The organism is Pseudomonas sp. GM79 (assembly GCF_000282495.1).
Taxonomy (GTDB): domain Bacteria; phylum Pseudomonadota; class Gammaproteobacteria; order Pseudomonadales; family Pseudomonadaceae; genus Aquipseudomonas.
Window position 1 is genome coordinate 49471 of sequence record NZ_AKJE01000078.1, and the last position, 25713, is coordinate 75183.

At 58.5% G+C, this 25713-nt stretch carries 24 protein-coding genes; 17 read left to right on the forward strand and 7 right to left on the reverse strand.

Features of this window, described 5'->3' with window-relative positions:
• Positions 1-69: 69 nt before the first annotated feature.
• From PMI36_RS08895 to PMI36_RS08875, 5 genes are all read left to right on the forward strand, one after another.
• On the forward strand, positions 70-822 hold the full coding sequence (locus tag PMI36_RS08895) for an SDR family oxidoreductase (protein WP_008073769.1): 753 nt from the start codon (positions 70-72) through the stop codon (positions 820-822).
• Between the two features lie 118 nt (positions 823-940).
• On the forward strand, positions 941-1642 hold the full coding sequence (locus tag PMI36_RS08890; protein ID WP_008073770.1) for an amino acid ABC transporter permease: 702 nt from the start codon (positions 941-943) through the stop codon (positions 1640-1642).
• A gap of 6 nt (positions 1643-1648) precedes the next feature.
• Positions 1649-2392, forward strand: coding sequence for an amino acid ABC transporter permease (locus tag PMI36_RS08885; RefSeq protein ID WP_008073771.1), 744 nt, complete (start codon positions 1649-1651; stop codon positions 2390-2392).
• 23 nt (positions 2393-2415) lie between these two features.
• Positions 2416-3144 (forward strand): amino acid ABC transporter ATP-binding protein, encoded by a 729-nt coding sequence (locus PMI36_RS08880; protein ID WP_177319499.1) that lies wholly within the window; start codon positions 2416-2418, stop codon positions 3142-3144.
• Between the two features lie 56 nt (positions 3145-3200).
• Positions 3201-4034, forward strand: a complete 834-nt coding sequence (locus PMI36_RS08875; RefSeq protein WP_008073773.1) for an ABC transporter substrate-binding protein — start codon at positions 3201-3203, stop codon at positions 4032-4034.
• A gap of 119 nt (positions 4035-4153) precedes the next feature.
• Here the strand turns inward: PMI36_RS08875 and PMI36_RS08870 are convergent, their stop codons facing one another.
• The 3 genes from PMI36_RS08870 to PMI36_RS08860 are packed head-to-tail and all read right to left on the reverse strand — an operon-like array spanning position 4154 to position 7125.
• Entirely contained in the window at positions 4154-5077 is a 924-nt protein-coding gene (locus PMI36_RS08870) for a sugar ABC transporter substrate-binding protein (RefSeq protein WP_008073774.1), read from the reverse strand.
• Positions 5078-5125: 48 nt separating this feature from the next.
• Positions 5126-6280: a phytanoyl-CoA dioxygenase family protein gene (locus tag PMI36_RS08865; protein WP_008073775.1), complete on the reverse strand. Its 1155-nt coding sequence runs from the start codon at positions 6278-6280 to the stop codon at positions 5126-5128.
• Positions 6277-7125 carry an SDR family oxidoreductase gene (locus PMI36_RS08860; RefSeq protein ID WP_008073776.1) on the reverse strand — a complete coding sequence of 283 codons (849 nt, stop codon included), beginning with the start codon at positions 7123-7125 and terminating at the stop codon, positions 6277-6279. Before PMI36_RS08860 ends, PMI36_RS08865 begins: the two co-directional genes overlap by 4 nt.
• 136 nt (positions 7126-7261) lie before the next feature.
• On the opposite strand from PMI36_RS08860, the gene PMI36_RS08855 reads away from it, so the two are divergent.
• Positions 7262-8287 (forward strand): LacI family DNA-binding transcriptional regulator, encoded by a 1026-nt coding sequence (locus PMI36_RS08855; protein ID WP_008073777.1) that lies wholly within the window; start codon positions 7262-7264, stop codon positions 8285-8287.
• A gap of 10 nt (positions 8288-8297) precedes the next feature.
• On the opposite strand, the gene PMI36_RS08850 is transcribed toward PMI36_RS08855, so the two are convergent.
• From PMI36_RS08850 to PMI36_RS08845, 3 genes are read right to left on the reverse strand one after another with little or no spacing between them, the layout of a single operon-like run.
• Positions 8298-9365 carry a maleylacetate reductase gene (locus tag PMI36_RS08850; RefSeq protein WP_008073778.1) on the reverse strand — a complete coding sequence of 356 codons (1068 nt, stop codon included), beginning with the start codon at positions 9363-9365 and terminating at the stop codon, positions 8298-8300.
• Between the two features lie 4 nt (positions 9366-9369).
• Positions 9370-9783, reverse strand: a complete 414-nt coding sequence (locus PMI36_RS30855; RefSeq protein ID WP_008073780.1) for a nuclear transport factor 2 family protein — start codon at positions 9781-9783, stop codon at positions 9370-9372.
• A gap of 38 nt (positions 9784-9821) precedes the next feature.
• Positions 9822-10667, reverse strand: a complete 846-nt coding sequence (locus tag PMI36_RS08845) for a dioxygenase (protein ID WP_008073784.1) — start codon at positions 10665-10667, stop codon at positions 9822-9824.
• 171 nt (positions 10668-10838) lie between these two features.
• On the opposite strand from PMI36_RS08845, the gene PMI36_RS08840 reads away from it, so the two are divergent.
• The 11 genes from PMI36_RS08840 (at position 10839) to PMI36_RS08790 (ending at position 23290) form a co-directional block, all read left to right on the forward strand.
• A complete protein-coding gene (locus PMI36_RS08840; protein WP_008073785.1) occupies positions 10839-11753 on the forward strand; it encodes a LysR family transcriptional regulator in 915 nt (304 codons plus the stop codon).
• A gap of 219 nt (positions 11754-11972) precedes the next feature.
• Complete coding sequence (locus PMI36_RS08835; RefSeq protein ID WP_008073788.1) at positions 11973-13310, forward strand: carbohydrate porin; 1338 nt, start codon at positions 11973-11975, stop codon at positions 13308-13310.
• Positions 13311-13476: 166 nt separating this feature from the next.
• The gene (locus tag PMI36_RS08830; protein WP_008073789.1) at positions 13477-14910 is read left to right on the forward strand and encodes a sugar porter family MFS transporter; all 1434 of its coding nucleotides are present in this window, start codon (positions 13477-13479) and stop codon (positions 14908-14910) included.
• A gap of 78 nt (positions 14911-14988) precedes the next feature.
• Complete coding sequence (locus PMI36_RS08825; RefSeq protein WP_008073791.1) at positions 14989-15885, forward strand: intradiol ring-cleavage dioxygenase; 897 nt, start codon at positions 14989-14991, stop codon at positions 15883-15885.
• Between the two features lie 51 nt (positions 15886-15936).
• Positions 15937-16809 (forward strand): sugar phosphate isomerase/epimerase family protein, encoded by an 873-nt coding sequence (locus tag PMI36_RS08820; RefSeq protein ID WP_008073794.1) that lies wholly within the window; start codon positions 15937-15939, stop codon positions 16807-16809.
• A gap of 68 nt (positions 16810-16877) precedes the next feature.
• On the forward strand, positions 16878-17873 hold the full coding sequence (iolG, locus tag PMI36_RS08815) for an inositol 2-dehydrogenase (RefSeq protein ID WP_008073796.1): 996 nt from the start codon (positions 16878-16880) through the stop codon (positions 17871-17873).
• A 12-nt stretch (positions 17874-17885) separates the two neighbouring features.
• Entirely contained in the window at positions 17886-19013 is a 1128-nt protein-coding gene (locus PMI36_RS08810) for a Gfo/Idh/MocA family protein (protein ID WP_274517748.1), read from the forward strand.
• Positions 19014-19118: 105 nt separating this feature from the next.
• A complete protein-coding gene (gene chvE / locus PMI36_RS08805) occupies positions 19119-20189 on the forward strand; it encodes a multiple monosaccharide ABC transporter substrate-binding protein (RefSeq protein WP_008073799.1) in 1071 nt (356 codons plus the stop codon).
• Positions 20190-20228: 39 nt separating this feature from the next.
• Positions 20229-21764: a multiple monosaccharide ABC transporter ATP-binding protein gene (gene mmsA / locus PMI36_RS08800; protein ID WP_008073801.1), complete on the forward strand. Its 1536-nt coding sequence runs from the start codon at positions 20229-20231 to the stop codon at positions 21762-21764.
• Positions 21761-22951: a multiple monosaccharide ABC transporter permease gene (gene mmsB / locus PMI36_RS08795; RefSeq protein ID WP_008073803.1), complete on the forward strand. Its 1191-nt coding sequence runs from the start codon at positions 21761-21763 to the stop codon at positions 22949-22951. Before mmsA ends, mmsB begins: the two co-directional genes overlap by 4 nt.
• A 36-nt stretch (positions 22952-22987) precedes the next feature.
• The gene (locus PMI36_RS08790) at positions 22988-23290 is read left to right on the forward strand and encodes a Dabb family protein (protein WP_008073804.1); all 303 of its coding nucleotides are present in this window, start codon (positions 22988-22990) and stop codon (positions 23288-23290) included.
• Between the two features lie 820 nt (positions 23291-24110).
• On the opposite strand, the gene PMI36_RS08785 is transcribed toward PMI36_RS08790, so the two are convergent.
• Entirely contained in the window at positions 24111-25493 is a 1383-nt protein-coding gene (locus tag PMI36_RS08785; protein WP_008073806.1) for an LLM class flavin-dependent oxidoreductase, read from the reverse strand.
• Positions 25494-25713 lie beyond the last annotated feature (220 nt).

The window sequence follows — 25713 nt, forward strand, 5'->3', positions numbered from 1 at the left end:
CAGGGCTGGATAGAGTCGAAGTCATCGCGATCACCGAGTGATCCGCACACGTAATACGAGGACAACTTCATGTCATTTTCAGATTACAAAACCGCGCTGGTGACCGGCGCTTCTTCCGGAATTGGCGCCGCCGTCGTCGAGCGCCTGTGCCAGGAAGGCGTGCAGGTGCATGCCTTGGCTCGCAGCGCTGACAAGCTCGAAGAACTGGCCGCGAAAACCGGCTGCATCGCACACGCCATCGACGTCACCGACCTGGCCGGGTTGACCCGTCTGTTTGAAACCCAGCAGTTCGACATTTTGGTGAACAACGCCGGGGTCGATAAACCGGGTTCGATTCTTAAGGCTGACGCCGAAGGCATCGACTTGCTGATCGACGTCAACCTGCGGGCGGTGCTGCACCTGGCGCGCCTGGCGTTGCCGGGGATGGTCGAGCGTGACTGCGGCCACATCATCAACATCAGTTCGATTGCTGCGGCGTACAACTTCGGTGGCAACTCCACGTACCACGCGACGAAAGCCGCCGTGAGCATGCTCTCGCGGCAGTTACGTATCGATGCCTTCGGCAAGCGGGTCCGGGTCACCGAGATCTGTCCGGGCCGAGTGGCTACCGACATCTTCGCCCACGTCCACGGTGACTCCGAAGAGACCTACAAGCGCTTCGTCGAAGGGTTCGAGCTGCCTCAGGCCAAGGACATCGCCGACGCCATCGCGTTTGCCATCGCCGCACCGATAGCGGTCAACGTCGGGCACATGGAAATCACCCCGACCTTGCAAGTGCCCGGTGGTCTTTCCACGGCTCGCCCGCAGGATTACCAGGGCTGAGCGTTTCCCTGCGAAGCACGCACCAGAAGAACGGATCAATCCGTCACACGGTACCCACGTCATGGCTCGCCAGACGCTTTTTATTTCTGCCCTAGCCCAATGCCCGTAGGGATTGACCATGAAGCATGACTTCGATTTGGCCGCGGTTCTGCAAGGCGAATATGCCGAGCTGATCGTCAAGGGCATCGAAATAACTCTACAACTGGCGCTGTTCGCCTGGCTGCTGGCGATGGCCCTGGCTCTGTTGCTGGTGACCGTGCGCCTGACCGGTAACAAGCTCGCTGATCGTCTGGTGGCGGGTTACGTGTCTTACCATCGCAATGTTCCGACGCTGGTGCAGTTGATGCTCTGGTACTTCGGTGTGCCGACCTTGCTGAGCGAATCCACGCAACTCTGGCTGGCGAACTACAGCACCGAATACCTGTTCTCGGTGATTGCGCTGGGGCTGTGTCAGGCGGCGTATTTCTGTGAAGACATCCGCAGTGGCCTGCGCGCCATACCGGCGGGGCAGACCGAAGCCTCCCGGGCGCTGGGGTTGGGGTATGTACGTTCGATGCGCTATGTGATCCTGCCGCAGGGCGTGCGTAATTGCCTGCCGTCGCTGATCAACCACACCGTGCTGTTGTTCAAGAACACCAGCCTGGCGATGGCCATCGGCGTGGTCGAGCTGACCTACGCCACCCGCGAAGTTGAGAACTACACCTTCCGCACGTTCGAGTCCTACCTGGTCGCCACGGTGTTCTACCTGGTCTTTTCACTGCTGTTGATGGGGCTCGGCGCGCTGTTGGCGCGACGCTTCAACAAAGCGCTGGCGAGGTAGGCGGCGATGTTCGATCTTTTCTCGATTGTGCAGCAGAACTGGACCCTGTTTCTGATCGGCCAGTACCCGCACGGCCCTCTGGGCGGGTTGGCGAGTACGTTGATTCTGGCGGCATTGGCGCTGTTGCTGGCGTTCCCTTTCGGCTTGCTGCTGGCGTTGGCTCGGGTGTCGCCGTGGACCGGACTGCGCTGGGCTGCCACGGTCTGGGTGTATGTGCTGCGGGGCATCCCGCTGCTGATGGTGATCTTCTGGACCTACTTCCTGGTGCCGTTGTTGATCGGCCACAACATAACCGGGTTCGTCACCATGCTCTGCACGTTGGTGATTTACCAGAGCGCCTACCTGTGCGAAATCATTCGCGGCGGCATTCAGGCGCTGCCGTCGGGTCAGTACGAAGCGTCCCGGGCCTTGGGCCTTGGGTATCTGCGCACGACGATCTGGGTGATCTTGCCGCAAGCGTTGTACAACGCGCTGCCCAGCCTGATCAGCCAGTTCATCTCGATCATCAAGGAAACCTCCCTGGGTTATGTGATCAACGTCCAGGAAGTGACCTTCGCCGCCAACCAGGTCAACAACCAACTGCTGACCAAGCCGTTCCAGGTGTTTTTCATCCTGGCGATCATCTACTACCTGCTCTGTTTCGGCCTGACCCATCTGGCCGGCTGGGTGGAACGCCGCATCGCTCGCAAGCGTCTGGGCAACGGCGGCACGGCCGTGGCTGCCGACCCCTTGCTGGCCATTGATAATTGAAGAGGGTTGCGTCCATGCATCCAATGATCATGTTTTCGAACATCAACAAGTGGTACGGCGAGTACCACGCACTGACTGACATCACCGCCGAAGTGAAACACGGTGAAGTGGTGGTGTTGTGCGGCCCGTCCGGTTCCGGAAAATCGACGCTGATCCGCACGGTCAATCGCCTGGAAGACATCCAGAAAGGCCAGATCCTGTTCGACGGCCAGGATGTTCACGGCACTGACGCTCACATCAATCGACTGCGCAGCCGGGTGGGTTTCGTGTTCCAGAGCTTCAATCTTTTTCCGCACCTGTCGGTGCTGGAAAACATCACCCTGGCGCCCAGCAAAATCCGCAACCTGAAAGGCTCGGCCGCCAAGCAGCAAGCCATGCAATTGCTGGATCGGGTTGGCCTGGCCCACAAGGCCGGGGCCTATCCGGCGCAGTTGTCCGGCGGTCAGCAGCAACGGGTGGCGATTGCCCGGGCGCTGGCGATGGAGCCGCCAGTGATGTTGTTCGATGAACCCACCAGTGCCCTTGACCCGGAAATGGTCGGTGAAGTGCTGAGTGTGATGAAAGGCTTGGCCAAGGAGGGCATGACCATGATGTGCGTGACCCACGAGATGAACTTTGCCCGTGAAGTCGCCGACACCATCTGGTTTATGGACGCGGGTCAGATTCTGGAAAAGAGCACGCCCGAGAATTTCTTCAGCCAGCCGACGCATCCACGCGCACAACGTTTTATCGCCGATTTGCGCGCTCACTGAGTCGCAACGGTTTTGCTTCTTCTGCCATCCGACTTTCCAATCCCAGGAGTTTTTTCATGCGTATGAAGTATCTGTTTGTCTCGCTGGCGTTAGGTCCTTTGGCTGTTGCGGTCGCGCAGGCCGATCAATTGAGCGACATCATGGCCAGGAAGTCGTTGAGCTGTGGGGTGTACGCCGACGTGCCACCGTTCTCCGCCCCGGATCCGAAAACCCGCGAATTGGTCGGGATGGACGTCGATTTGTGCAAGGCCTTGGCCAAGACCATGGGCGTGGAACTGGAGCTCAAGCCGCTGTCCGTCGAAGCACGGATTCCTGAAGTGAAAATGGGGCGCGTCGACGTGATTTTCGCCAACCTGGCCTACACCAAGACCCGGGCGGACCAGATCCAGTTCAGTGATCCGTACTACATCGCCAAGGAAACCCTGGTGGTGCGTGCCGCCAACGCTGAGCAGCCGAAAAGCTTCTTCAAGGACAAGCGCATCAGTTCCACCAAAGGCTCCACGTCCGAGCAGTCGATCAGAATGGCCGGGGCCACGCCGGTGACATTCCAGGACACCGGCTCGGCCTACATGGCCTTGCAACAGAACAAGGTCGTGGGTCTGGTAACCAACACCATGACGGCCTTGAAGTTGGTCAATCAAGCCAAGGCTAGTGGTGTCGAATTGGCACTCGCCAAGGAACCGATGGCGCTCGAACCGATTGGCGCGGGCATGCGCAGGGATGAGCCGGCGTTCCTCGCCAAGGTCAACGAATCATTGGCGACGATGGAAAAAGCCGGGGAGATCGACGGGATCTGGGATCGCTGGATCGGCCCAAATACCGAGTACAAAATGGTTCGTGAGGACAAAGTACAGAGCCTCAATGACTTGAAGTTCGATCCCCTGCCTTAGATCTCATACACCGCGGTGGACGGGTTTTTCGAGACCCGTTTTGCGCTCTCTCGGCAGCGGGTTCCCGCACGGCGTCAGTTGACCCGCCGCAAGAGGGAGGCGGTGCAGTCTCGTCCCATTCAAGGGTTAAGGAAGTCCTGATAGTTGGCCTTGGTAATCAGCTGATAGGGAATGGTCAACTGTGCCGTATAGGGTTCTTTCCTGATCATCTTCAGTGCAAGGTCGATCGACCCGATGGCCTGGCCTTTGTTGTCCTGGTAAACGGTCACCAGCAGTTGATCCTTCTTGATCGCGTCCAGGCCAGCGGGCCCGCCGTCGCTGCCACCGACCAGGATGTCCTTGCCTGAGCGCATGCCTGCCTGGTTGATGGCCATCGCCGCGCCGATCGCCATTTCATCGGCGTTGGCGGCCACGGCATCGATTTTCTTGCCCGAGACGATCCAGTTGTTCATCAGGTCCATGGCCTTGCTGCGCTGCCACTCGGCGCTTTGTTCTTCAACCACGTGGATATCCGGATAGCTTTTGAGCACTTCCTTCACCCCTTGAGTGCGGTTGTGGGTGGCGTTGTTGGAGAGCAGACCGAGCATGATCGCCAGATTGCCTTTGCCACCCATTTTTTCCGCCAGGTAGCGCATTTGCATTTCGCCGGCCTTGATCTCGTCCGAGCCCACGTAGCCGACACCCGGCGGCAGTTCGGCCTGATCGGGGCGGCGGTTGACGTAGACCAGCGGCACGTGGGCACCTTGCGCGTCGGCCGTCATCTTTTGCGTGGCGGCGGTGTCCACCGGGTTGACGATGATCGCGTCCATGCCCTGGGCAGTGAAGTTCTGCACTTGGTTGAGCTGGCGCACCACATCGCCTTGGGCGTCTTCGAATTGCAGAGTCACCCCCGGCAGATCCTTGGCGTGGGCGGCCATGTAGTCGCGCATTTGCGCCAGGAACACATCGTCTACCTGGGCGATGCTGACGCCGATGCGGATATCGGCGAGTGCCAAGGGGGTGAAGAGGGCGGCGAAGAGGTAGGTCAGGAGTCGTTTTTTCATGGTTTCAGTCCGGTTTTGTTGTTGTTTTTGAACACGTTTGAAATTGGCTCATGCCTGGCGCTTGGCGCTCATCTGCGTTACGCGCTCGGCAAAGGTCGCGTAGGTCCAGCGTTCCGTCAGCGCTTGCAGCATGAGTTGCTGCCCGGTCTGCGGGGCCAGGCCGTGCAGGGGCGGATCGGTGTCCAGGTTGGTGGGAAAGGCGTAGCCGTCGGCGGTGCAGGCAATCACAGCGTCCAGCTCTTGCGCGTCCAGTACCTGATCCGCCAGCCGCTGCAGCAGGCAGGGGTAGAGCGCCAACATCATGCGTTCGCGGTCCACGGTTTCCATGGGCTTGCCGAATGCCGAGGAGATTTGCAACAGGTTGGCCATGCGCTGGCGATCCGGCGTGTGATTGGTGCCGGCAGCGTGAAACAGCGCCGGGTTGAAGAACAGCAGGTCGCCCTTGTTCAACGGCAGCTGTACGGCGTGATGCTGGAAGTAGTCGATGAATTCGGCGCGGCGCCAGGCCAGGTAACCCAGCGCGTATTGCTGGGAAAACGGCAACAGCAGGGTGGGTCCGGATTCCAGCGGCATATCGGAGTGGGCCACGGCCCCTTGCAATGTCAGGTACTGCGACAGCGCATGCAGGGGCAACGGGAAGCGCTCGACCACGTCCTCTGTCTGGAAACCCAAGTGATAGTCACGATGGGGCTGTTGCGCCTGGCCGCCCGGGTGCACCACGTTGACCTGTGCCGTGATTTGAAAGCCGGGGCCCAACCAGGCCTCGGCAATCAGCGCCAGTAGCGGGTTGGCGTAGTACTCGACAAAAGACGACGGCGATTGCAGCGCCGCTTTTTGCAACGAATTCCAGATGCGCCCGTTGCTGCCGGCCTTGGCGAAGTGATCGGCGGTGAGGCCCTGGGCGGCTTCCTTGGCGAAGATTGCTTCGAACACCTGACTGTGGCGATCGACCACGCCCAGGTCTGCATAGCCCTGGCGTACAACCATGACCCCGGGGCCGTCGCGAAACAGTCGGTGCAACTCGCTCTGCACCTCTGCGCGATTGCCATCGCGCAAGGTCTGCGCGTGATAGATCGGCACATTGTTTTGTACGTCGCTGCAGTGGGCATAGTCCTCGGCTTTGACCTGTTGTTCGCAGAGTCTGGCGAAGTCCTGCAACTGCACTGAATCGGCACCCACAAACGCTGACAGCGGCTGATTCATAGCGCGTCTCCCGTCAGGCTCAGCGGGTTGGCGGGCCGTGGGGCGGTGTCGTCGCCGCAGCCGATCACGCCTTGTTCCAGGTCGATGACGGTGCCGGTCATCATTCCCGATTCGCGCGACAGCAGGAACGCAACGCTCTGCGCCACTTCCTCGGGTTTGAGCAGGCGACCAAAAGGTTGCGCGCGCTCGACAGTCGCCAGCCAGCCATCCTCGGCACCATGGTAGCGGCGCTGGATCTCGTCTTCATGGGGCGTGTCCATCCAGCCGATGTTCAGGCCGTTGACCCGGATGCGGTTGTGCAGGGCGCTGAAGGCCACGTTTTTGGTCAGGATCGCCAGGGCACCCTTGGACGCCGAGTAAGCGGTCAGATACGCCGGCCCACCGTGGCTGACGATGCTTTGGATGTTGACGATGGCGCCTTCCACGCCTTGGCTGATCATCAGTTTCAGCGCTTCCTGCATGAGGAAGAACGGTGCTCGCACGTTGACCGCGAACAGGCGATCGAACAGTTCAGGGGAGGTGTCGAGGATGGTGCCGCGGTCCGACATGCCGGCGCAGTTGACTAGCCCATGGAGGGTGCCGAAGCGGGTGCGGGCGGCGTCGATCACTGCACGGCAATCCTCGACTCGCTCCAGGTCGGCCTCGACGAAAAATGCCTGGCAATCGAGTTCCGCCAACTGGCGCACCTGGGCCTGGCCCTGGTCTGCGCGGCGCCCGCAAATGATCAGACCGGCGGCGCCCCGGCGCGCCAGAGTGTGGGCGACCGCTGCACCGAGGCCTTGGGTGCTTCCGGTGACGACAAAGTACTGGTCACGGAACGAGGTAGTGAGGTCGGTTTGAGGCATGTGGTTCTCCTGGCTTCTTGTTGTTATGAGCGTTGTTGTCCTTGCGCCGGCTCGACGCCTGGCGAAACTGAGACTAGCATTGGCAAAACCTCAGTAATGCCCAAAAAAACCTCAAGAAAACCTCAGGCTTAAAACGATGCTCGAACGTGCCAAACACTTTTCCATCAAGCAGATCGCCACCCAGGCGGGCGTCAGCAAGGCGACGGTCGATCGCGTGCTGCACCAGCGCGGCAGCGTGCATTACCAGACCCACCGCCGCATCGAGCAGGCCCTGAACGAATTGGAGGCTCAGGAAAAGAATGGGCTGGCGGCAGGGCGTACGTTCCATGTCGACGTGATCATGCACACGCCGCAACGCTTCAGTGCGGCGGTGCAGGCGGCGATGACCGCGCAATTGAGCAGCCTGGCGCCGTTTCGCATCGCGCCGCGGTTTCACCTGTTTGAAGAAATCGAGCCACAGGCGATGCATGACCAGTTACTGCGCTGCGCAAGTACCGGCAGCCAGGGCGTGGTGCTCAAGGCCGCCGACGAGCCGGCGGTAAACCGGGCGATCAAGCAATTGGCCGCGGCTGGTATTCCGGTAGTCACGCTGGTCACGGACCTGCCGCACAGCGAGCGCATCGGCTATGTCGGCATGGACAACCGCACAGCCGGGCAGACCGCCGCGTACCTGCTGTCGCGGTGGCTGGCGCCACAGCCGCAGGACGTCGCCGTGGTGATCGGCAGTGAGCTGTTTCGCGGTGAAGAAGAGCGAGAGATGGGTTTTCGCATGTGGCTGCGCAGCCGTGCCGCCCATTTGCGAGTAATGGATATCAGCGGTGGCTACGGGGTTTACGATCGCACCTTCGAGCGCGTGATCGAGGCGCTGAAACAGCACCCCGATCTCAAGGCGGTCTACAGCGTGGGCGGGGGCAACCGGGCGATTGTCGACGCGTTCGCCGCACTGAATCGGCCGCTTGAGGTGTTTATCGGCCACGACCTCGACGAGGAAAACCGGCAGCTACTGGCCGAGGAAAAAATCGCCGCGATCATCGATCACAATCTGCAGATCGATGCTCGCCACGTGTTCCTGCATATCCTGCAATTTCATCGCCTGTGGAAGGCCGGGCCGATTGCATCTTCACAAGTGCAGATCGTCACGCCGTTCAATCTGCCTTACTGACTCATCCTGTTTATGCCGGGCGAACGCCCTCGTACGCATCTTGCAGCAGCTGCCGGATGGCCTTTGCTTCAATCGGTCGAGGGTTCCAGTAGGGGTTGGACAAGGCAATGTCCGTCGCTCGATCGAGGTCGGCCTCGGTCAAGCCCAGGTCCTTCAGCCGGGTCGGTGCGCCCAGTGAGCTGGACAGGTCGAACAGTGCCGCCGCCGGGCTGCAATCCTCAACGTTCAACGCTCGGCAAATGCGCGACAAGGCCGGAGCGGCAGACTGGTTGTAGGCAATAGCATGCGGCAACACGATGGTATGGGTCTGAGCATGGGGCAAGTTGAAACTGCCGCCCAGGGTGTGGCAAAGCTTGTGATGCAACGCCATGCCGACGTTGCCGAGCACGGTACCGCAGAGCCAGGCGCCATACAGGCAGTCATCGCGGGCGTCGAGATCGCCCGGGTTTTGACGGATGGTTTTCATGCCGGCGGCAAGCGCCCGAATGCCTTCCTCGGCCATCAGCGACATCACCGGGTTTCCGTCCTGGGCATACAAGCCTTCGGCGGCGTGGGCAATGGCGTTCATGCCGCTGGTGATGGACATGTCGACGGGCAGGCTGACGGTCAGTTCCGAGTCGTAGATCACGGTTTTTGGAAGCACGCGCGGATCTTTGCCGGTGCGCTTGAGGCCGTTTTCGGTCAGGCCGAATACCGGCGTCATCTCAGAGCCGGCATAAGTGGTAGGAATCGCCAGGATAGGCAACCCGGAGTCCATCGCGATGGCCTTGCCGAGACCAGTGGTTGAGCCGCCGCCAATGGCCACCGCGCAATCGGCGCCCAGCTTGCGTGCCAGTTCGCGGGCTTCACGAGCCGTTTCGATGGGCACGTGCATGACGGCTTTGTCGAAAATCTCCGCTGCACGGCTGCCGAGTAATTGGGCAATATTTTCGGCTTGGGGGCGTTGTTCTGGCGTGCAGAGGACTAGCGCACGCTTGGCGCCCAGTCGATCGATTTCCGCTTCCAACTGTTGCAGCGAACCTTGGCCGAAGATGACGCGCGATGGTTGGCCGTTATAAATAAAAGGGGACGTGGGCATATGTCTATTCTCCGCAAACAGGTAGGGATGATGAACGGGTGGCGATAGGGGTCGGTTGATAGGCAAACAATTGCCAATTCATTCCTGTCCTCAGCCAGACATTTAACGTTCGGTTTTGGATCGTTTTAGCCACGCCATGGGAAGTGATATCGGCAACCATTTCGCCAAAGACGATGGCGGTGTCTCCTGATTGATAAACCTTATGAACAACGTGTTGAATTCGGTGATAGACAGAAAGTCCATCACGCAAGTTCTTCAAAAAACTGTCGCAGTTATCCACTTTGCCACTGGAGTGGACATAACTGAGTTCGGGATGAAGTAAACGCTGAATGTTCTCCAGATCATTACTTTGCATCGCTTGATAACGCAGTTCTTCCAACGATGAAATTAATTCAGTAATGGACGGCTCGGTGCTCATGGGACTCTCGGGATTGGCATTGACAATGGAATTGACGACTACGCCTTCGCCAGGAAGAAATCGAATTGCAGGGTATAAAACGGATCGCTGCTGACAGTCCCGTCGGGAGTTTCGCCGGGAGGTTGTTGAGCCCAGTGGGTGATCAGTGACGAGCGCACGCCGAACACAGCATCGGAATCAAGGTAGGGATCACCTTCGCGGAAAACGTGGGTGACCAACCGTTTGTAACCGGGGGCACTGATCACGAACTCCAGGTGTGCCGGGCGCCAGGCGTGGCGATTGAGTGCGGTGAGCATCGTGCCGACAGGGCCGTCATGGAGTACGCAGTGACTTTGCGGCACAACGGTGGAAAAAAAGTATCGGCCGAGCGGGTCGGCTTGTAGCAAGGCGCGCTCGGTATCGCTCGTCACAGGATTATTCAAGTCGCCACCTGCCTGGCTGACCTGAAGGGTAGCGGACGGCACCGGATTGCCTTTGGCGTCACGAATGGTGCCACGCATGTACCCTTTGGCGCCGTGGAGCCCGGCACTGATGTCGGCGCCCAGGTCATACACCGTGGAGTTGTGAATCTGTTGCACGTCGAAGGCTGTCGCCTCAGTGCAACCCGACGGCTTCCTGTCATTCTGAGCCAGCACCAGGGTCGACAGACCCAACGTGTGTGACAGCAGCACAAACTCCTTGCGGTCGGACGAGCAGGCTTTGCCCACTTGTTCGAGAAAATCGATGCCGCTTCGCCATTCTTCTTCCGTGAGTTTGATATCGCGAGCGAAGGCATGAAGATGTTGTACGAGGCTGGTCATTACCTCGCACAAGCGCGCATCAGCGGTGCTGCTATTACGCGCCAATACGGCTTGTGTAATGGTCGCTTCGTCCAGATTTCGCATCTTGACTCCTTGATTTTCTTAAGCCCAAGCACGCTCGGCGATTGGCGAGAAACGTCTTGGGCCGCTCTTTTCAGGTCATAGCGCTGCACGTTATAGTTCCGCACAGCGTTGAAAAAGGCCGTCTACGAAATTCTTTATTTCATATATGAAAAAATAAAAACGGAGCACTGAATGGATCGGCTGACCGAGCTGGAACTGTTTGTCACCACGGCAGAGGTCGGGACTTTGACCAAGGCGGCAGAAATACTTGGATTATCCAATGCCGCTGCAAGCAGGCACCTGGTGGCATTGGAGCAACGGCTCAACGTCAGGTTGATCGACCGCAACACGCGACGCCTGGCTCTGACCAACTCCGGTCATCAATTTTATGCGAGCTGCAAGAGCCTGCTCGGTGAGTTGAAGGAAGCCGAGGCTTCGCTCAGCGAATCGCTGGTGCAGCCGGTCGGCACCCTGACGATTACCTCTTCAATCTCGTTCTGCATGCTGCATATCGCGCCGCTGATCCCGGCGTTTCGCAAGAAGTACCCGCATATCACCGTCAAAGTGCTGGGTGAAAACCGCTATTACGACATTATCGACAGCGAAATCGATCTGGCGATCAGGACCAAGGAATACGAGCCGGATTCCAACATCACCATTCGCCGTCTCGCTGAAACGCGTCGGGTGCTGGCCGCTTCACCCGGTTACCTGCAGCGCAAGGGCACGCCGCAGACCATCGACGATCTGGCCAATCACGATCTGTTGATTTACAGCCACGCCAACCAGCCCCGGGTCATGCGCTTTACCAAAGGCGATGAAGAACGGGTGGTCAAGGTCGACCCTATTCTGGAAACCAACGACGGCCAGATTGTCCGCGCGGCGGCCTTGGCCCATGGCGGCATCCTGGTGCAACCGAAGTACATCATCAATGCCGACCTGGTAGCGGGGCGCCTCATCCCGGTGCTGGATGATTGGGACTTGCCGCGCCTGACCATCAACATGGCTTTTCAAAGTCGTCGTTACATGCCAACCAAGCTGCGCGTATTTATCGATTTTCTGCTCGCGGACTTTGTCGAGCACGAGTACGAACGCTACTGGACGCGCTAACGCAGTTTCTCGCTGGACGGAATACACATTTATTTTTTTGATGGTATTCAGTGCAGCAAGTGCAAACTATGCTCCGTTCCGCTTGATCGGTTGAACTTCTCTTGTTCAAAGAGAAGTTGCTCCCTCCGTTTGAATAGTGCTCAACAACACGACAATAAAGGCGTCTGCGTTCGCCTGCGCGTTTAAAAACAAATCTAATAATAAGGAAACGTTAAGCCCATGAAAAACTTTGCCAAGTGCACGGTTGCGGTCAGCTTTTGCCTGCTGGTTCCCAATTTATCAAATGCCGCCAATGAAGCCTTTTCCAGTGATTCGCGCTGGATGACCGGTGACTGGAATGGCGTGCGCAGTGACTGGCTGGACAAGGGACTTGATATCGAGTTGGGTTACACCGGGGAAATGGCCGTCAACATGCGCGGCGGTTATGACAAAGATCATACGGCGCGCTGGACCGAGCAATATGCGCTGGGTTTCAAGGCCGACCTGCAAAAAATCCTCGGTTGGGAAAATTCGCAGTTCCAGTTCACCGTCACCGAGCGTGACGGACGCAACCTGACCAACGATCGCATCGCTGATCCGCGAGTGGGAGGCTACTCCTCAAGCCAGGAAGTTTACGGTCGTGGGCAAACCTGGCGCCTGACGCAAATGTGGCTCAGTAAAGGCTGGCTGGACGGCGCGCTGGACCTGAAGTTTGGCCGCTTCGACGAAGGCTCGGACTTCAACAGTTTCCCGTGCGACTTCCAGAGTACGCCGTTCTGTGGCGCCCAGGCGGCGAACTGGATTGGCGACATTTGGTACAACTGGCCTGTCAGCCAATGGGCCCTGCGCGCACGCTACCAGTTCGCTCCCGAATGGTATGCACAGGTCGGGGTCTTCGAGCAGAACCCCTCGTACCTGGAAACCGGTAACGGCTTCAAGCTCAGTGGCAGCGGCACCAAAGGCGCGCTGATACCGGTTGAGTTGGTCTGGAGCCCCACGGTCAATTCGCTGCCCGGAGAATATCGGCTGGGCTATTACAAGAGCACGGCCAACGCCGATGACGTATTGGAAGATCGCAATGGCAACCCCCAGCCCTCCACTGGCGATCAGTTCAAACAGCACTCCAGCCGTCACGGTTACTGGTTTGTCGCCCAGCAGCAATTGACCGCTCGCGACGGCGACAGCCAGCGTGGACTTTCGGTGTTTGCCAACTTCACTGCACACGACAAGGCCACCAGCCGGGTCGATCATTTCGTTCAGGCGGGCATCGTCTACAAGGGGCCGTTCGATGGCCGGCCAAAAGATGATCTGGGCGTGGGCATCGCGCAGGTCCACACCAACTCGGACTTCCGCCAGCGTGCACGCCTGCAGAATGAACAGAACGGCATTGCCGATTACGAGGATCCCGCCTATCTGCCCCTGCAGTACAACGAAGTGAGCAGCGAGATCTATTACGGGTTCCACGTCACCAACTGGCTCACCGTACGGCCTAACCTGCAGTACGTGAAATACCCCGGTGGTGTGCGGGAAATCGACGCTGCAGTGATCGCCGGTCTCAAGGTCCAGGCGAAGTTCTAGCCCGGCAATGCCCCGCCACGATCAATGGACCCGAACCGTGGCGGGGCTGACTACAGTTTTCCACCCAGCGGAAAACACATTTGCCATAGAGGCATTTTTTTTCCGTTTCAATGGCAGTAGTCTCAATTCCACTGAGCGTACAAATAATTTCAATAAGGTTGACCTCATGTCCAACAATCAAAATGCCTCCAGTGCTTCGTCAAAGATTCTTTGGCGTATCGCAGCCATCACCACCATGGGGTCGCTGGGATTTGGTTACGACACCGGAGTGATCTCCGGAGCGCTGCCGTTCATGACGCTTGATGTCAGTCAAGGAGGCCTTGGCCTGACGCCCATGACGGAAGGGTTGGTGGCGTCCTCGCTGATATTTGGTGGCGCTTTCGGCGCACTGTTCGCGGGTCAATTATCCGATCGCTATGGTCGCCTCGGTGTACTCAAGGCCCTGGCCATATTGTTTGCACTGGGTGCGCTGGGTACGGCTGTAGCGCCTGATATCTGGACCATGGTCATCACCCGTTTCATTCTGGGTATTGCCGTCGGCGGCGCGTCATCGACCGTTCCGGTATTGATCGCCGAGTTGGCGGCCCCTAAACACCGCGGTCGGCTTGTCTGCCAGAGCGAGTTGATGATCGTTTCCGGACAGTGCCTGGCCTACATCACCAGCGCCGGCCTGGCGCATCTGTTCGACAGTCCGTTCATCTGGCGCTACATGCTCGCCATTGCGCTGATCCCGGCGGTGCTGCTGTACGTCGGGATGCATTTTGTGCCGACCTCACCCCGTTGGCTGGTAAGTAAAGGTCGTATCGCAGAAGCCAAAACAACCTTGGCTGGTATCCGTGACACCCAGCGCGAGGCGGACCGTGAGCTGAAGGAAATCATTGCCCAGTGCAACGTCGAACGGCACCACACCGGCGTGCTCGGCAAGCTCAACGAACCCTGGTTGCTCAAGCTGCTCGCCATTGGTATCGGCCTGGGTTTCGTTATCCAGTTCACCGGCGTCAATGCGTTCATGTACTACACGCCGATGATCCTCAAAGAGACCGGCATGGGCACTAATGCCGCACTGATCGCCACCATCGGCAATGGCGTGGTTTCGGTGATCGCCACCTTGATCGGCATGTGGGTGATCAACCGCATGGGTCGTCGCTCGATGCTGCTGCTGGGGCTGACCGTCGTGGTACTGGCGCAAATCTTCCTTGGTGTCGTGCTCAACTTCATGCCGCATTCGCTCGTGCAAAGTTACCTGGCACTGTCCGGCGTGCTGGTGTTCCTGTTCTTCATGCAGATGTGCATCGGCCCGGTGTATTGGCTGTTGATGTCGGAGCTGTTTCCGACCCACGCCAGGGGCTTGATGAATGGCATTTCAGTGAGCGTATTCTGGATCTTCAATGCCATCGTCGCCTTCGTCTTCCCGGTTCTGCTGAGTGTGATGGGTGGCATGACCTTCTTCCTGTTCGCCGTGGTGAACATCGGCTCGATCGTCTTCTGCACGCTGTGGTTGCCGGAAACCAAGGGGCTGACCCTGGAAGAAATCGAACAGCAAATGAAGCAGCGCTTCAACGGCCGTAAATGGCGTGCTCCCGAAGTGCAAGCGTATTGAGAACTGCCATTGCGCATGCCGGCGCCCAACCTTAAAAGCCGGCCGGCCTTCAAGAATAACGATCAAGGATCTCGAATCATGACTGCTCACCTGGACACCGACATCGCCATTGGCGGCCTTTTCGAAGAGGAACATTCCGCCGAAATCGTCAATGCCCGCATCTCTGCTGACGCCAACCCGCGCCTGGCAGAAGTCATGGCGGTGCTGACCCGGCATTTGCATGCAGCCATCAAGGAAATCGAACCCAGCCACGAGGAGTGGTTCAAGGCCATCGAGTTCCTGACTCAGACCGGTCAGATGTGCACCGACTGGCGCCAGGAGTACATCCTGCTGTCGGACGTGCTGGGTGTGACCATGTTGGTCGACGCGATCAACCATCGCCGGCCCAAGGGTGCCACGCCCAATACCATTCTCGGTCCGTTCTATGTGGCCAATGCGCCGCACTACGAGAATGGCGCGAACATCTGCCTGGACGGCAAGGGTGAACCGACGCTTGTCAGCGGACGGGTGCTGGATACGGCCGGCCGGCCGATCGCCGGTGCCACCCTGGATATCTGGCAGACCAACGACGATGGCTTCTACGACGTGCAGCAGAAAGGTGTGCAACCGGACTACAACCTGCGCGGGCTGTTCACCACCGATGCCGATGGCTATTACGCGTTCCGCACCGTCAAGCCGCGCCATTACCCGATCCCTGCCGACGGTCCCGTAGGCAAGCTGTTGGGTGATCTGGGCCGGCACCCGAATCGCGCAGCACATCTGCATTTCATCGTAACCGCCAACGGATACGACCAGGTCATCACACATATCTTCACGCCCGACTGCCAGTACTTGCACGAGGACACCGTGTTTGGCGTGAAGAAAGAATTGATCGCCGAGTTCACCACTCAAAGCGACCCGGCTATCGCCGAACGTTACGACCTGCCTGTGCCGTTCCTGGCGGTCAACTGGGATTTTGTTCTGACCCCGCTCTGATTAACCGACAACTGTCTTTGACCGTTCTCAAACCACTCATAAGTGATCGTCATGCCCACTAAAAATATCGAACTCCTTGCTGCCTATTGGACCCTCGCTGGCGATACCTATCCAGGCGCTCCCAGCGAAATCAGCCCGTTCTCCCTGCAGGATCGAGCGCAAGCCGCCTCGAAAGCCGGCTGGCGCGGCATGGGGTTCGTCCATGCCGACCTGCTGCATAACGTCGACAAGCTGGGCATTTCAACGGTGCGCAACATTCTCCAGGACAACGGCATCAAACACGTGGAAGTCGAGTTCCTGACCGACTGGCACCTGGACGGAGAGCGCCGCGCGGCGTCGGACAAAATGCGCGACGAGCTGCTGGAAATTGCCGGCGAACTGGGCGCGCGCAGTCTCAAGGTCGCCGGTGGTCTGTTCGAAGACGGGCCGCCTGATGTGCCGCGCATGCGCGAAACCTTTGCCCTGTTATGCGACCGGGCTCAACCCTTCGGCGTCAACGTAGTGATCGAGTTTCTGCCGTTTTCCAGCGTCTGCACCATCGACCGCGCTATTGCAGTGACCGAGAACGTGCGCCCTAACGGCGGCCTTCTGGTGGACACCTGGCACGTAGCGCGTGGCGGCATGAGCTTCGATGAAATCGCCAAGATCCCCCTGGAATTGATCAAGTCCATCGAGCTGGATGACGCCAACCACGCCATCGTCGAAACGCTGTTCAACGACTCGACGCACCACCGCAAACTCTGCGGCGAAGGTGTATTGGATGTGCCGGCGTTTATCCAACAAGTGGTCAATGTCGGCTACCGCGGGCCTTGGGGTGTCGAGCTGATTTCCGCCGAGTTGCGCAAGCTGCCCCTGGAAGTGGCGGCAAAGAGAGCCTTTGACACCACCCTGGCGCAATTCGAAGGTATCCAGTTCCCGAATTGATGCGCCGAAGCACGCTGACGTTTCGCTCGTCTAAAACATCGAACAATAGAGTTTCAAGGAGATAACAAATGGTAGGTATCGCAGTTCTCGGCGCCGGTCGTATCGGCAAGATTCACGCAGCCAACGTGGCTGCCAGCAAGTTCGCCAAGCTGGTTGTCGTGGCGGATCCGTTCGCCGATGCCGCTCAGAGTCTGGCCGACGCCTTCGGCACCGAAGCGATGCTCGACTGCGAAGCGGCGATCGATCGCGACGACGTCCAGGCCATCATTATCGGCACCCCGACCCACACCCATATCAGCCTGATGCTGCGTGCCGTGCGCCAGGGCAAAGCGGTGCTGTGCGAGAAGCCGATCGACCTGGACATGGCCAAGAGCCTGGCCGCGGTAGAGGAAGTGGAGCGCCTCAATGGTCGGGTCATGCTGGCGTTCAACCGCCGCTTTGAGTCCACGTTCGCTGAAATGCGCGCAGCCATCGATGCCGGCGATATCGGCGAAGTGCGCCAGGTGATCATCAGCAGCCGCGATCCTGGTCTGGCACCTGAAGACTACATCCAGCATTCGGGCGGTATCTTCCGCGACATGACCATCCACGACCTGGACATCGGTCGCTGGTTGCTGGGCGAGGAGCCGGTCGAACTGACCGCCATCGGCAGCCGCCTGATCGATCCGCAGATGATGGAAAAGTACGACGACTACGACACCGCCATGGTGCAGATGCAAACGGCGTCGGGCAAACAGTGCCATATCAACAACTGCCGCCAGGCGGTCTATGGCTACGACCAGCGCATCGAAGTGTTCGGTTCCAAAGGCATGTTGCAGATGGATAACCTGCGTCCGACGACAATCCGTCGCTGGAACCAGGACGTCACCGATGCGCGCGAACCCCTGCTGAACTTCTTCCTTGAGCGTTATCAGCAAGCCTACAAAGCCGAACTCGATGCCTACATCGAAGCGCTGGTGAAGGGCACTCCGATGCCGACTACCGTGCAGGATGGCCTCAAGGCTCTGCAACTGGCCGATGCCGCGGTCGAATCGGTCAAGACCGGGCGCGCGGTCAGGCTATGAGCTTGAACGGTCATTGGCTATCTCGGACAAGAACACCTGGAGAACATCATGTCTTACAAGCTTGAGAGTGGCGCCACTATTGGTGTGGCCTGCCTGGGGATTACCCACCCACACACGTCGGGCCGCGTCAAAGCCTTCAAGCGCATACCCGGCGTGCAGTTCCTTGGCGCCTACGACGACAGCCCTTTGCTGGAGCCGTTCTGCGATGCGCTGGACTTGCAGGCCCGCAGCAAGGAAGAAATCCTCGCTGACCCGAACGTGCACGTCGTATTGGTGCACCCCAAAAGCTACCTGATGGCTGATTGGGCCATCGAAGCGCTGGAGGCCGGCAAGGCGGTGCTCTGCGAAAAACCGGCGGGCCGCGGTACCATCGACACCACTCGCATCGTCGACGCGGTCGAGCGTACCGGCGGGTTGTTCCAGGTCGGCTACTGCTGGCGCTACGCACCGTCGGTGGAAAAAATGCAGCAGGTTCTGCAAAGCGGTGAAATCGGCAAGGTGCTACAGGTTCGCGCGCACGCTGGCTGTTCCCACGATGAGGCCGACACCAACCACATGAAACAACCGGGCGACCGTGGCGGTGCCTTTTATGTGATCGGCTGCCACACCATCGACCGTTTGCTGTTGCACTTCGGCATGCCCAAATCGGTCAATGCGCGGATTACCAAATTCGCTGGGCAGATGAGCGATTCGGCGCGCGAGGACGCCGTGGGTGCGGTGCTCAACTACGACGATAAGTTGATCACCATCGATTTCATGTCCTGGGACCCGATGCCCTGGACCGAGAGCTGGGACATTACCGCCTACGGTACTCACGGGGTGATGCATTCCACGCCGATGCCGGCGTCATACAAGCTTTACCACGATGGCAAGAACGGCCATCAGCAAGGCTGGACGCACTGGAACGAGAACAGCTTTCCGGAGATCTGGGCGGTGCGTAAAACCGTCTATTCCCCGGAAATTGCCGAGATCGGTAACCCGGTGTATTTCGACCGTGAAGCCGCTGCCTTCGTCCAGTCGTTGCGCACCGGAAGCCCTTCGACGGTGCCGGCCAGCCAGGCGCATAACATCAACGTGATACTCGAAGCGCTGTTCGAGTCCGCTGAGTTGAATGGCCAGGAAGTCATCCTGGCTCAATAGCGACATGTAGTTCTGTAGGCGAAATGACCCCGCCGGCTCTGTAAACAGAGCCGGAAGGGCAGTTGCATCCCCGAGAAATGCCAACAACAAAAAGAAGAGGACACTATGCACAAGATCATCAAGGTTGCCGCGGCAGTATTGTTGGGCCTGGCCGTCAGTGCCTGCTCGAAAAATGAGACCAGCACCAAGGGCACGATTGGCATTGCCATGCCCTCAAAAACCGAAGCGCGATGGGTTTCAGACGGTAGCAGCATCGTCGATTCATTGAAGAAACTCGGTTACGACACCGACTTGCAGTATGCCCAGTACGAAGCGCCGACCCAGCTGTCGCAAATCGAAAACATGATGGTCAAGGGCATCAAGGGCCTGATTGTCGCGCCGATCGACGGTACGACCATGGCCGATGTGCTCAAGCAGGCCAAGGAGAAAGGCATCAAGGTCATTTCCTATGATCGCCTGATCCGCAACACCAAAGACTTCGACTACTACGTCACCTTCGACAACTACCGCACCGGCGTGCTGCAGGGGCAGTCCATCGTCGACAAGTTGCAGCTCAAACAGGGCAAGGGCCCGTTCAACCTGGAAATCTTCGCCGGCTCCACGGACGACAACAATGCCCACGTGGTGTACGCGGGAGTGATGTCGCAGCTCAAACCCTACATCGACAGCGGCAAGCTGGTCATTCGCAGCGGCCAGCAATCCATAGACAAAGTAGCCACTCCAAACTGGGACGGCGCCCAAGCCCAGGCGCGTATGGATAACCTGCTCAGCGCCTTCTACGGCACCGCCCACCTGGACGCGGTCCTGGCCATGAACGATCAGATCGCCACTGGTGTGGTGTCTTCATTGCGCGGTGTGGGCTATGGAACGGGTAAGGCAGCAATGCCTATCGTGACCGGCCAGGACGCCGAGATTTCCAGCATCAAGTCGATCATACGCGGCGACCAGACCTCCACCATTTTCAAGGACACCCGCGCCCTCGCCGATGCCGCCGCGCAAATGATGGATGCGACCTTGAGTGGCAAGACCGTCGTGGTCAACGACTCCACGTCCTACGACAACGGCTCGATGATCGTGCCGACCCAGCTGCTGACTCCACAACTGGTTGATGGCAACAACTGGCAGAAAGTCCTTGTCGATGACACCAAGTTCTACACGCCTGAGCAGTTGCGCTGAGGCAACCCGAGATCGGTGTGTGCTGGCAGGAGAGAAAAAATGACAAAAACAATTCTCGATATGCGTGATATCCAGAAATGCTTCGGCCCGGTGAAGGCGCTGAGCCGGGTCAACCTCAAGGTCGGCGATGGCGAAATCCATGCGATCTGCGGTGAGAATGGCGCTGGCAAATCGACCCTGATGAAGATCCTCAGCGGCGTCTATCCGCATGGCACCTTCACCGGTGAAATTGTCTTTGATGGCGCGCCGCGAACGTTCCAGGGGTTGCGCGACAGTGAGGCGCTGGGCATCTGCATCATCCACCAGGAATTGGCCCTGGTGCCCATGCTGTCAATCACCGAAAACCTGTTCCTCGGAAACGAGATAGCCCGTCATGGCGTGATTGATTGGGATCAAGCGCACCAGCGGGCCCGCGAGTTACTCGCGCGGGTCGGCCTCGATGCCCGGCCGCAGACCCTGGTGGGCAACCTCGGGATTGGCCAGCAGCAAATGGTGGAAATCGCCAAGGCTCTGGCCAAGGATGTGCGCCTGCTGATTCTTGACGAGCCGACCGCGAGCCTCAACGAAAAAGACAGCGACACCTTGCTCAAGCTGATGCTCGAACTCAAGGGGCGTGGCATCACCTCGATCATCATCTCGCACAAGCTCAATGAGATTGGGCGGGTGGCGGACGAGATCACCGTGATCCGTGACGGCAGTACCGTCGATGTCATCGACTGTCGTGCCGAACCTATCGATGAAGGCCGGGTGATTCGCTCCATGGTCGGCCGCGAACTCTCGGACCGCTATCCGAAGCGCGTTCCTGACATTGGCGAAAAGCTGTTCGAGGTTGAAGGCTGGTCGGTCGGCGACCCGGAGCACTCTGGACGTGACCGCATCCGCAACATCAATTTCCACGTGCGTCGGGGCGAGGTGGTGGGCATCGCCGGGCTGATGGGCGCTGGCCGTACCGAATTCGCCATGAGTGTATTTGGCCGCTCCTATGGCTCGAACATCCGTGGCAAGGCGCGTCTCGAAGGGCGAGACGTTGACCTTGGCACCGTGCGCAAGGCCATCGATCACGGTTTGGCCTACGCCACCGAAGACCGCAAGGGCGCCGGCCTGGTATTGGGCGAGAGCATCACACGCAACACCAGCATGGCCAACCTGGCCGCCGTGTCCAAACGCTGGGTGATGAACGAACTGGCAGAGACTTCGGTGGCGGTCGATTTCCAGACGCGTCTGCGCATTCGTAGCCCGGACGTCCTGCAGACGGTGGACAAGCTCTCCGGCGGTAACCAGCAGAAGGTCGTGCTGGGTAAATGGCTGTTTTCCGACCCCAAGGTTTTGATCCTGGACGAGCCCACTCGCGGCATCGATGTCGGGGCCAAGTACGAGATTTACGCGGTGGTCAATCAGGTCGTCAGCGAGGGCAGAGGCGTCGTCATGATCTCCTCGGAAATGCCTGAGTTGCTGGGTACCTGTGACCGAATCTATGTAATGAATGAAGGACGCTTTGTCGGCGAGTTTCCAATCGCAGAGGCATCGCAGGAAAAAATCATGCACGCAATCATGAAAAATGAGGTGATCCAGTGAGCGAAGTCAGCGTACCTCTCACATCCAAACCAACGGCGCTCACGTCATTCAAGCGCGGCGCGCGAGAATACGGTCTGCTGGCATCGTTGATCGTCATCATGGTGTTCTTCCAGGTGGCTACCGGCGGGGCGCTGATGCAGCCGCTCAACCTGACCAACCTGTTGTTGCAGAACAGCTACATCGTGGTCATGGCGCTGGGCATGCTGATGGTGATCGTCTGCGGCCACATCGACCTCTCGGTCGGTTCGGTGGTCGGCGTGATCGGTGCGCTGGCCGCCGTGCTGATGGTCCAGTATCGATTGGACTTCTTTACTGTAACGGTGATCTGTCTGGCGGTGGGTGCACTGATTGGCGCGGCGCAGGGTTACTGGGTGGCGGTGTGGGGCATGCCGTCGTTCATCGTCACCCTGGCCGGCATGTTGATCTTTCGAGGCGCGACCATCGCGATTTCCCAAGGACAGTCGATCGGGCCGTTTCCGCCAGCCTTTTCCGCGATCAGTTCGGGCTTCATCCCGGATGTCTTTGCCAACGAAAACCTGCGCATTACCTCGTTGCTGCTGGGGATCGCCGTCGCAGCAGCGTTCTGGGTGGTCGAGTATCGGAGTCGTAAACGCACCCTCAAGAGTGGCGGCAATGTCGCCCCCATGACCCTGTTCGCGCTGAAGAATGGCCTGGTCGCGGCGCTCATCGTGTACTTCTGCTACCTGCTCTCGACCTACCGCGGCATCCCTACGGTGCTGGTGATCATGAGTGTGTTGATCGGCGTGTACACCTTCATCATGAACCGCACCGTGATCGGCCGCTGGATCTACGCGGTGGGTGGCAATCTCAAGGCCGCCAAGCTGTCGGGGATCAACACTTCGCGAGTGACGTTCTTCGCCTTCGTCAACATGGGCGTGCTGGCGGCGGTGGCCGGGCTGATTTTCGTCGCTCGCCTTAACAGCGCGACACCGCGGGGCGGCACCGGGTTTGAGCTGGATGTTATCGCCGCGGTGTTCATCGGTGGTGCCTCGGCGTCCGGCGGAGTTGGCAAGGTGGTTGGCGTGGTGATTGGCGCTTTCATCATGGGGGTGTTGAACAACGGCATGTCGATCATGGGAATTGGCATCGACTACCAGCAGATGATCAAAGGCGCTGTGTTGCTGGCGGCGGTATTCGTGGACGTATATCAGAAGAGCAAAGGTTGATATGGCAGGCATGATTGGCACCGCAGGGAGACAGCGATGATCAAGCACATTGTGATGTGGAACCTGGAAGGTGAAACGCCTGAACAGCACAGGCAGGCTTGCTTGTTCCTCAAGGAGCAGTTTGAAGGGCTGGCCGGGTTGATACCTGGACTTTTGAAGATTGAGGTCGGCGTGGATTTGAGTCGAATCGACTATGCCTGCGACGTGGTGCTCTACAGCGAGTTTGATTCGCAGGAAGCTCTGGATGCCTATGCCTCCCACCCTGAGCATTTGCGGGTGAGGGGCGAGTTGGGGAACTCACGCATCGCGCGGCATCAGGTCGACTATTTGTCCTCGTAGGCGACGGTAGGAAGTGATGAGGGTGGCGGGAGGGGCCAGAAAGTTTGCTCCCCCACCTTCCACCTTTGACCTATTCCGACGATTCGGACGCGCTTTAGCATTAGTTAAATTGAACGCGTGGGTGCTGAGGACATCCACCCTCACACACGAACTGTTGGGGCACGATGAAAGAAGCGCAAAGAAGATTGGCTAATGCACTCAGAGAACTCAAGGCCCCATTCTCTCGATGAGGACTTATCTCAAGTCGATCCTGCGCAATTGATACCGCCAGCTTGATGACATTCCTCCAACTGGCTATGGGCAGACCCCAGTAGTGTGCCTTGGAATGATTCCCTTTTTTGCTCTTGATGCACCCAAAAAACAAGTCCAGAATCAAGTCCATTCCTGCTTAAGGAATTAAATAAACCCCTTATATTTCAATGGGTCGGACGCTAGATGCGAGTCTCGTTTCCCGCTCCAAATATTAAAAAATGGACCTCTGAAAAGAGGTCCATTTTTTTGCGTCAAAGAAAATCCCAGGCCTGCATCTTCCTTGGCATCGACGGCCCTCGCTTTTTCGTTAACACGAAAGGTGCGAATCAGGGCGACCTGTTAGTTCCAACGAGTGGGAATTTCTGATGACTACGTTCTCTGACGGCACTGACACAGCTGAATCTGCAGCCGGGCCGTGAGCATCCATTGTTCATCTGCGCCCGGCAACGCGATCAATCCCGAGTCTGGACCTCGGCGCTGTTTCTTACGCTGTAAACGCTGATCCCCCGCGACGTTTTCCTCGAACGTTCGGCGACTGCTTGATAACGCTTGAGCAGTCGCCTTCGGGCTAAAGCGCCTTGCCGAAGCGGAATGAAGCGCCATAAGCCGAGTCGGGTAAATGGCTGCTGCCATCTTCCCTTAACCTGGACCTGAAGGTACCGCTTTGCGGCTGGGTCCTGTAGAGGCCGCGCTTCTGTAATTCGGGAATGATCAACTCCACGAAATCTTCGAGTGTGCCAGGGCTGATCAACGGATTGATCATGTAGCCGCTGGTGCCGCTAATGCGTGCGTGTTCTTCGATCCGGTCGGCTACCTGTTGTGGGGTGCCCACCAGGATCAGGTCGCTGCCGCGGGTGACCTTGGCAAAACGTTGCTTCACATCCCCGGCGGTCAACGGCTTACCACTGCCATCGGGGTGCATGACATAGGACGTCAGCCCTTCGGTGTGGGTCGACAATGCATCGCTGTCGGCATAGCGACTGATATCGATGCCCGTGTCGCCCGCATAACTGACCAGTTGCGCTTGAAGATGGTAGTTGCTTTGCAACGCGTCATATTTGCGCTGCGCTTCAATTTCGGTTTTGGCGGTGACGATGCGCAATACGGTCAGGGACTTCACATCCTCACGCTGGCGACCGAGAGCCTGGGCCTTGGCCCATATGTCCTCCAGGCCCTGACGGATTTCCTGAGGGTTGGACTTGGCAATGAAGATCAGTTCGGCATGCTTGGCGGCGAACTCGCGACCGCGACCCGACCAGCCCGCCTGGATCAGTAGCGGTGTGCGCTGCGGCGACGGTGAGGTGAGGTGCGGCCCGGCGACTCGATAGTGCTCGCCCACGTGGTTAATCGGCCGTACCCGATCACCCCGGGCATACAGCTGATGAGCTTTGTCCGCGACCACCGCATCGTCGGCCCAACTGCCTTCCCACAGCTTGTACACCACATCGAGAAATTCTTCGGCGCGTTCGTAGCGGTCATCGTGTTTGATCATCTGTTCAAGGCCGAAGTTACGCGCGGCGCTGGACAGGTAAGAGGTCACGATGTTCCAGCCCACCCGCCCGTTGGTGAGGTGGTCCAGGGTGCTGAAACGCCGAGCGTGGGAGAAGGGGTGTTCATAGCTGGTGGTAACCGTGACGCCGAACGCAAGGTTTTCGGTGACCGCGGCCAAGGCGGGAATGATCATCAACGGATCATTGGCCGGAGCTTCCACAGCCCATTTCATTGCGGCATCGGCATTGCCACCAAAGACGTCGTAGAAACCCAGCACGTCGCCGAAGAACAGCATATCGAGGTTGGCCTGGTCGGCAATGCGTGCCAGGTTCGACCAGTAGCCCAACGAGTTGATTGCCAGGCGCTCGTCAGCCGGATGCGTCCAGAGGCTCGGCGCACCTCCACAACCCACACTGGCTTGTTCGTAGAGTGCAAACAACAGAGGTTTTGGATCGGACATCATGGCTCCTGAACAAATTTGAAGGGGCGTTTCTGTATCAACTTCAGCGCATAGATTGAAACGCACTATAAAAACAAAATGTAATTATTTAATGGAATAAGAGCCTTGTATCAGGCTATATGGAACCTAAGCCTCAGGCGCCATCCTTACCGGGCTCGGCATCGCTCAGAATGAATGGCTGCACTTCGAAATACCTGCGATCTTTTGTTCTTGCTCTACG

What these genes read in the sequence shown, in the direction of transcription:
- PMI36_RS08840 (WP_008073785.1), top strand. Translation starts at nt 10,839, where the DNA reads ATGGATCGGCTGACCGAGCTGGAACTGTTTGTCACCACGGCAGAGGTC.
- PMI36_RS08845 (WP_008073784.1), bottom strand. Translation starts at nt 10,667, where the DNA reads ATGCGAAATCTGGACGAAGCGACCATTACACAAGCCGTATTGGCGCGT.
- PMI36_RS08830 (WP_008073789.1), top strand. Translation starts at nt 13,477, where the DNA reads ATGTCCAACAATCAAAATGCCTCCAGTGCTTCGTCAAAGATTCTTTGG.
- chvE (WP_008073799.1), top strand. Translation starts at nt 19,119, where the DNA reads ATGCACAAGATCATCAAGGTTGCCGCGGCAGTATTGTTGGGCCTGGCC.
- PMI36_RS08870 (WP_008073774.1), bottom strand. Translation starts at nt 5,077, where the DNA reads ATGAAAAAACGACTCCTGACCTACCTCTTCGCCGCCCTCTTCACCCCC.
- iolG (WP_008073796.1), top strand. Translation starts at nt 16,878, where the DNA reads ATGGTAGGTATCGCAGTTCTCGGCGCCGGTCGTATCGGCAAGATTCAC.
- PMI36_RS08785 (WP_008073806.1), bottom strand. Translation starts at nt 25,493, where the DNA reads ATGTCCGATCCAAAACCTCTGTTGTTTGCACTCTACGAACAAGCCAGT.
- PMI36_RS08855 (WP_008073777.1), top strand. Translation starts at nt 7,262, where the DNA reads ATGCTCGAACGTGCCAAACACTTTTCCATCAAGCAGATCGCCACCCAG.
- PMI36_RS08880 (WP_177319499.1), top strand. Translation starts at nt 2,416, where the DNA reads ATGATCATGTTTTCGAACATCAACAAGTGGTACGGCGAGTACCACGCA.
- PMI36_RS30855 (WP_008073780.1), bottom strand. Translation starts at nt 9,783, where the DNA reads ATGAGCACCGAGCCGTCCATTACTGAATTAATTTCATCGTTGGAAGAA.
- PMI36_RS08875 (WP_008073773.1), top strand. Translation starts at nt 3,201, where the DNA reads ATGCGTATGAAGTATCTGTTTGTCTCGCTGGCGTTAGGTCCTTTGGCT.
- mmsA (WP_008073801.1), top strand. Translation starts at nt 20,229, where the DNA reads ATGACAAAAACAATTCTCGATATGCGTGATATCCAGAAATGCTTCGGC.
- PMI36_RS08835 (WP_008073788.1), top strand. Translation starts at nt 11,973, where the DNA reads ATGAAAAACTTTGCCAAGTGCACGGTTGCGGTCAGCTTTTGCCTGCTG.
- PMI36_RS08860 (WP_008073776.1), bottom strand. Translation starts at nt 7,125, where the DNA reads ATGCCTCAAACCGACCTCACTACCTCGTTCCGTGACCAGTACTTTGTC.
- PMI36_RS08820 (WP_008073794.1), top strand. Translation starts at nt 15,937, where the DNA reads ATGCCCACTAAAAATATCGAACTCCTTGCTGCCTATTGGACCCTCGCT.
- PMI36_RS08890 (WP_008073770.1), top strand. Translation starts at nt 941, where the DNA reads ATGAAGCATGACTTCGATTTGGCCGCGGTTCTGCAAGGCGAATATGCC.
- PMI36_RS08895 (WP_008073769.1), top strand. Translation starts at nt 70, where the DNA reads ATGTCATTTTCAGATTACAAAACCGCGCTGGTGACCGGCGCTTCTTCC.
- PMI36_RS08865 (WP_008073775.1), bottom strand. Translation starts at nt 6,280, where the DNA reads ATGAATCAGCCGCTGTCAGCGTTTGTGGGTGCCGATTCAGTGCAGTTG.
- PMI36_RS08850 (WP_008073778.1), bottom strand. Translation starts at nt 9,365, where the DNA reads ATGCCCACGTCCCCTTTTATTTATAACGGCCAACCATCGCGCGTCATC.
- PMI36_RS08790 (WP_008073804.1), top strand. Translation starts at nt 22,988, where the DNA reads ATGATCAAGCACATTGTGATGTGGAACCTGGAAGGTGAAACGCCTGAA.
- PMI36_RS08885 (WP_008073771.1), top strand. Translation starts at nt 1,649, where the DNA reads ATGTTCGATCTTTTCTCGATTGTGCAGCAGAACTGGACCCTGTTTCTG.
- PMI36_RS08825 (WP_008073791.1), top strand. Translation starts at nt 14,989, where the DNA reads ATGACTGCTCACCTGGACACCGACATCGCCATTGGCGGCCTTTTCGAA.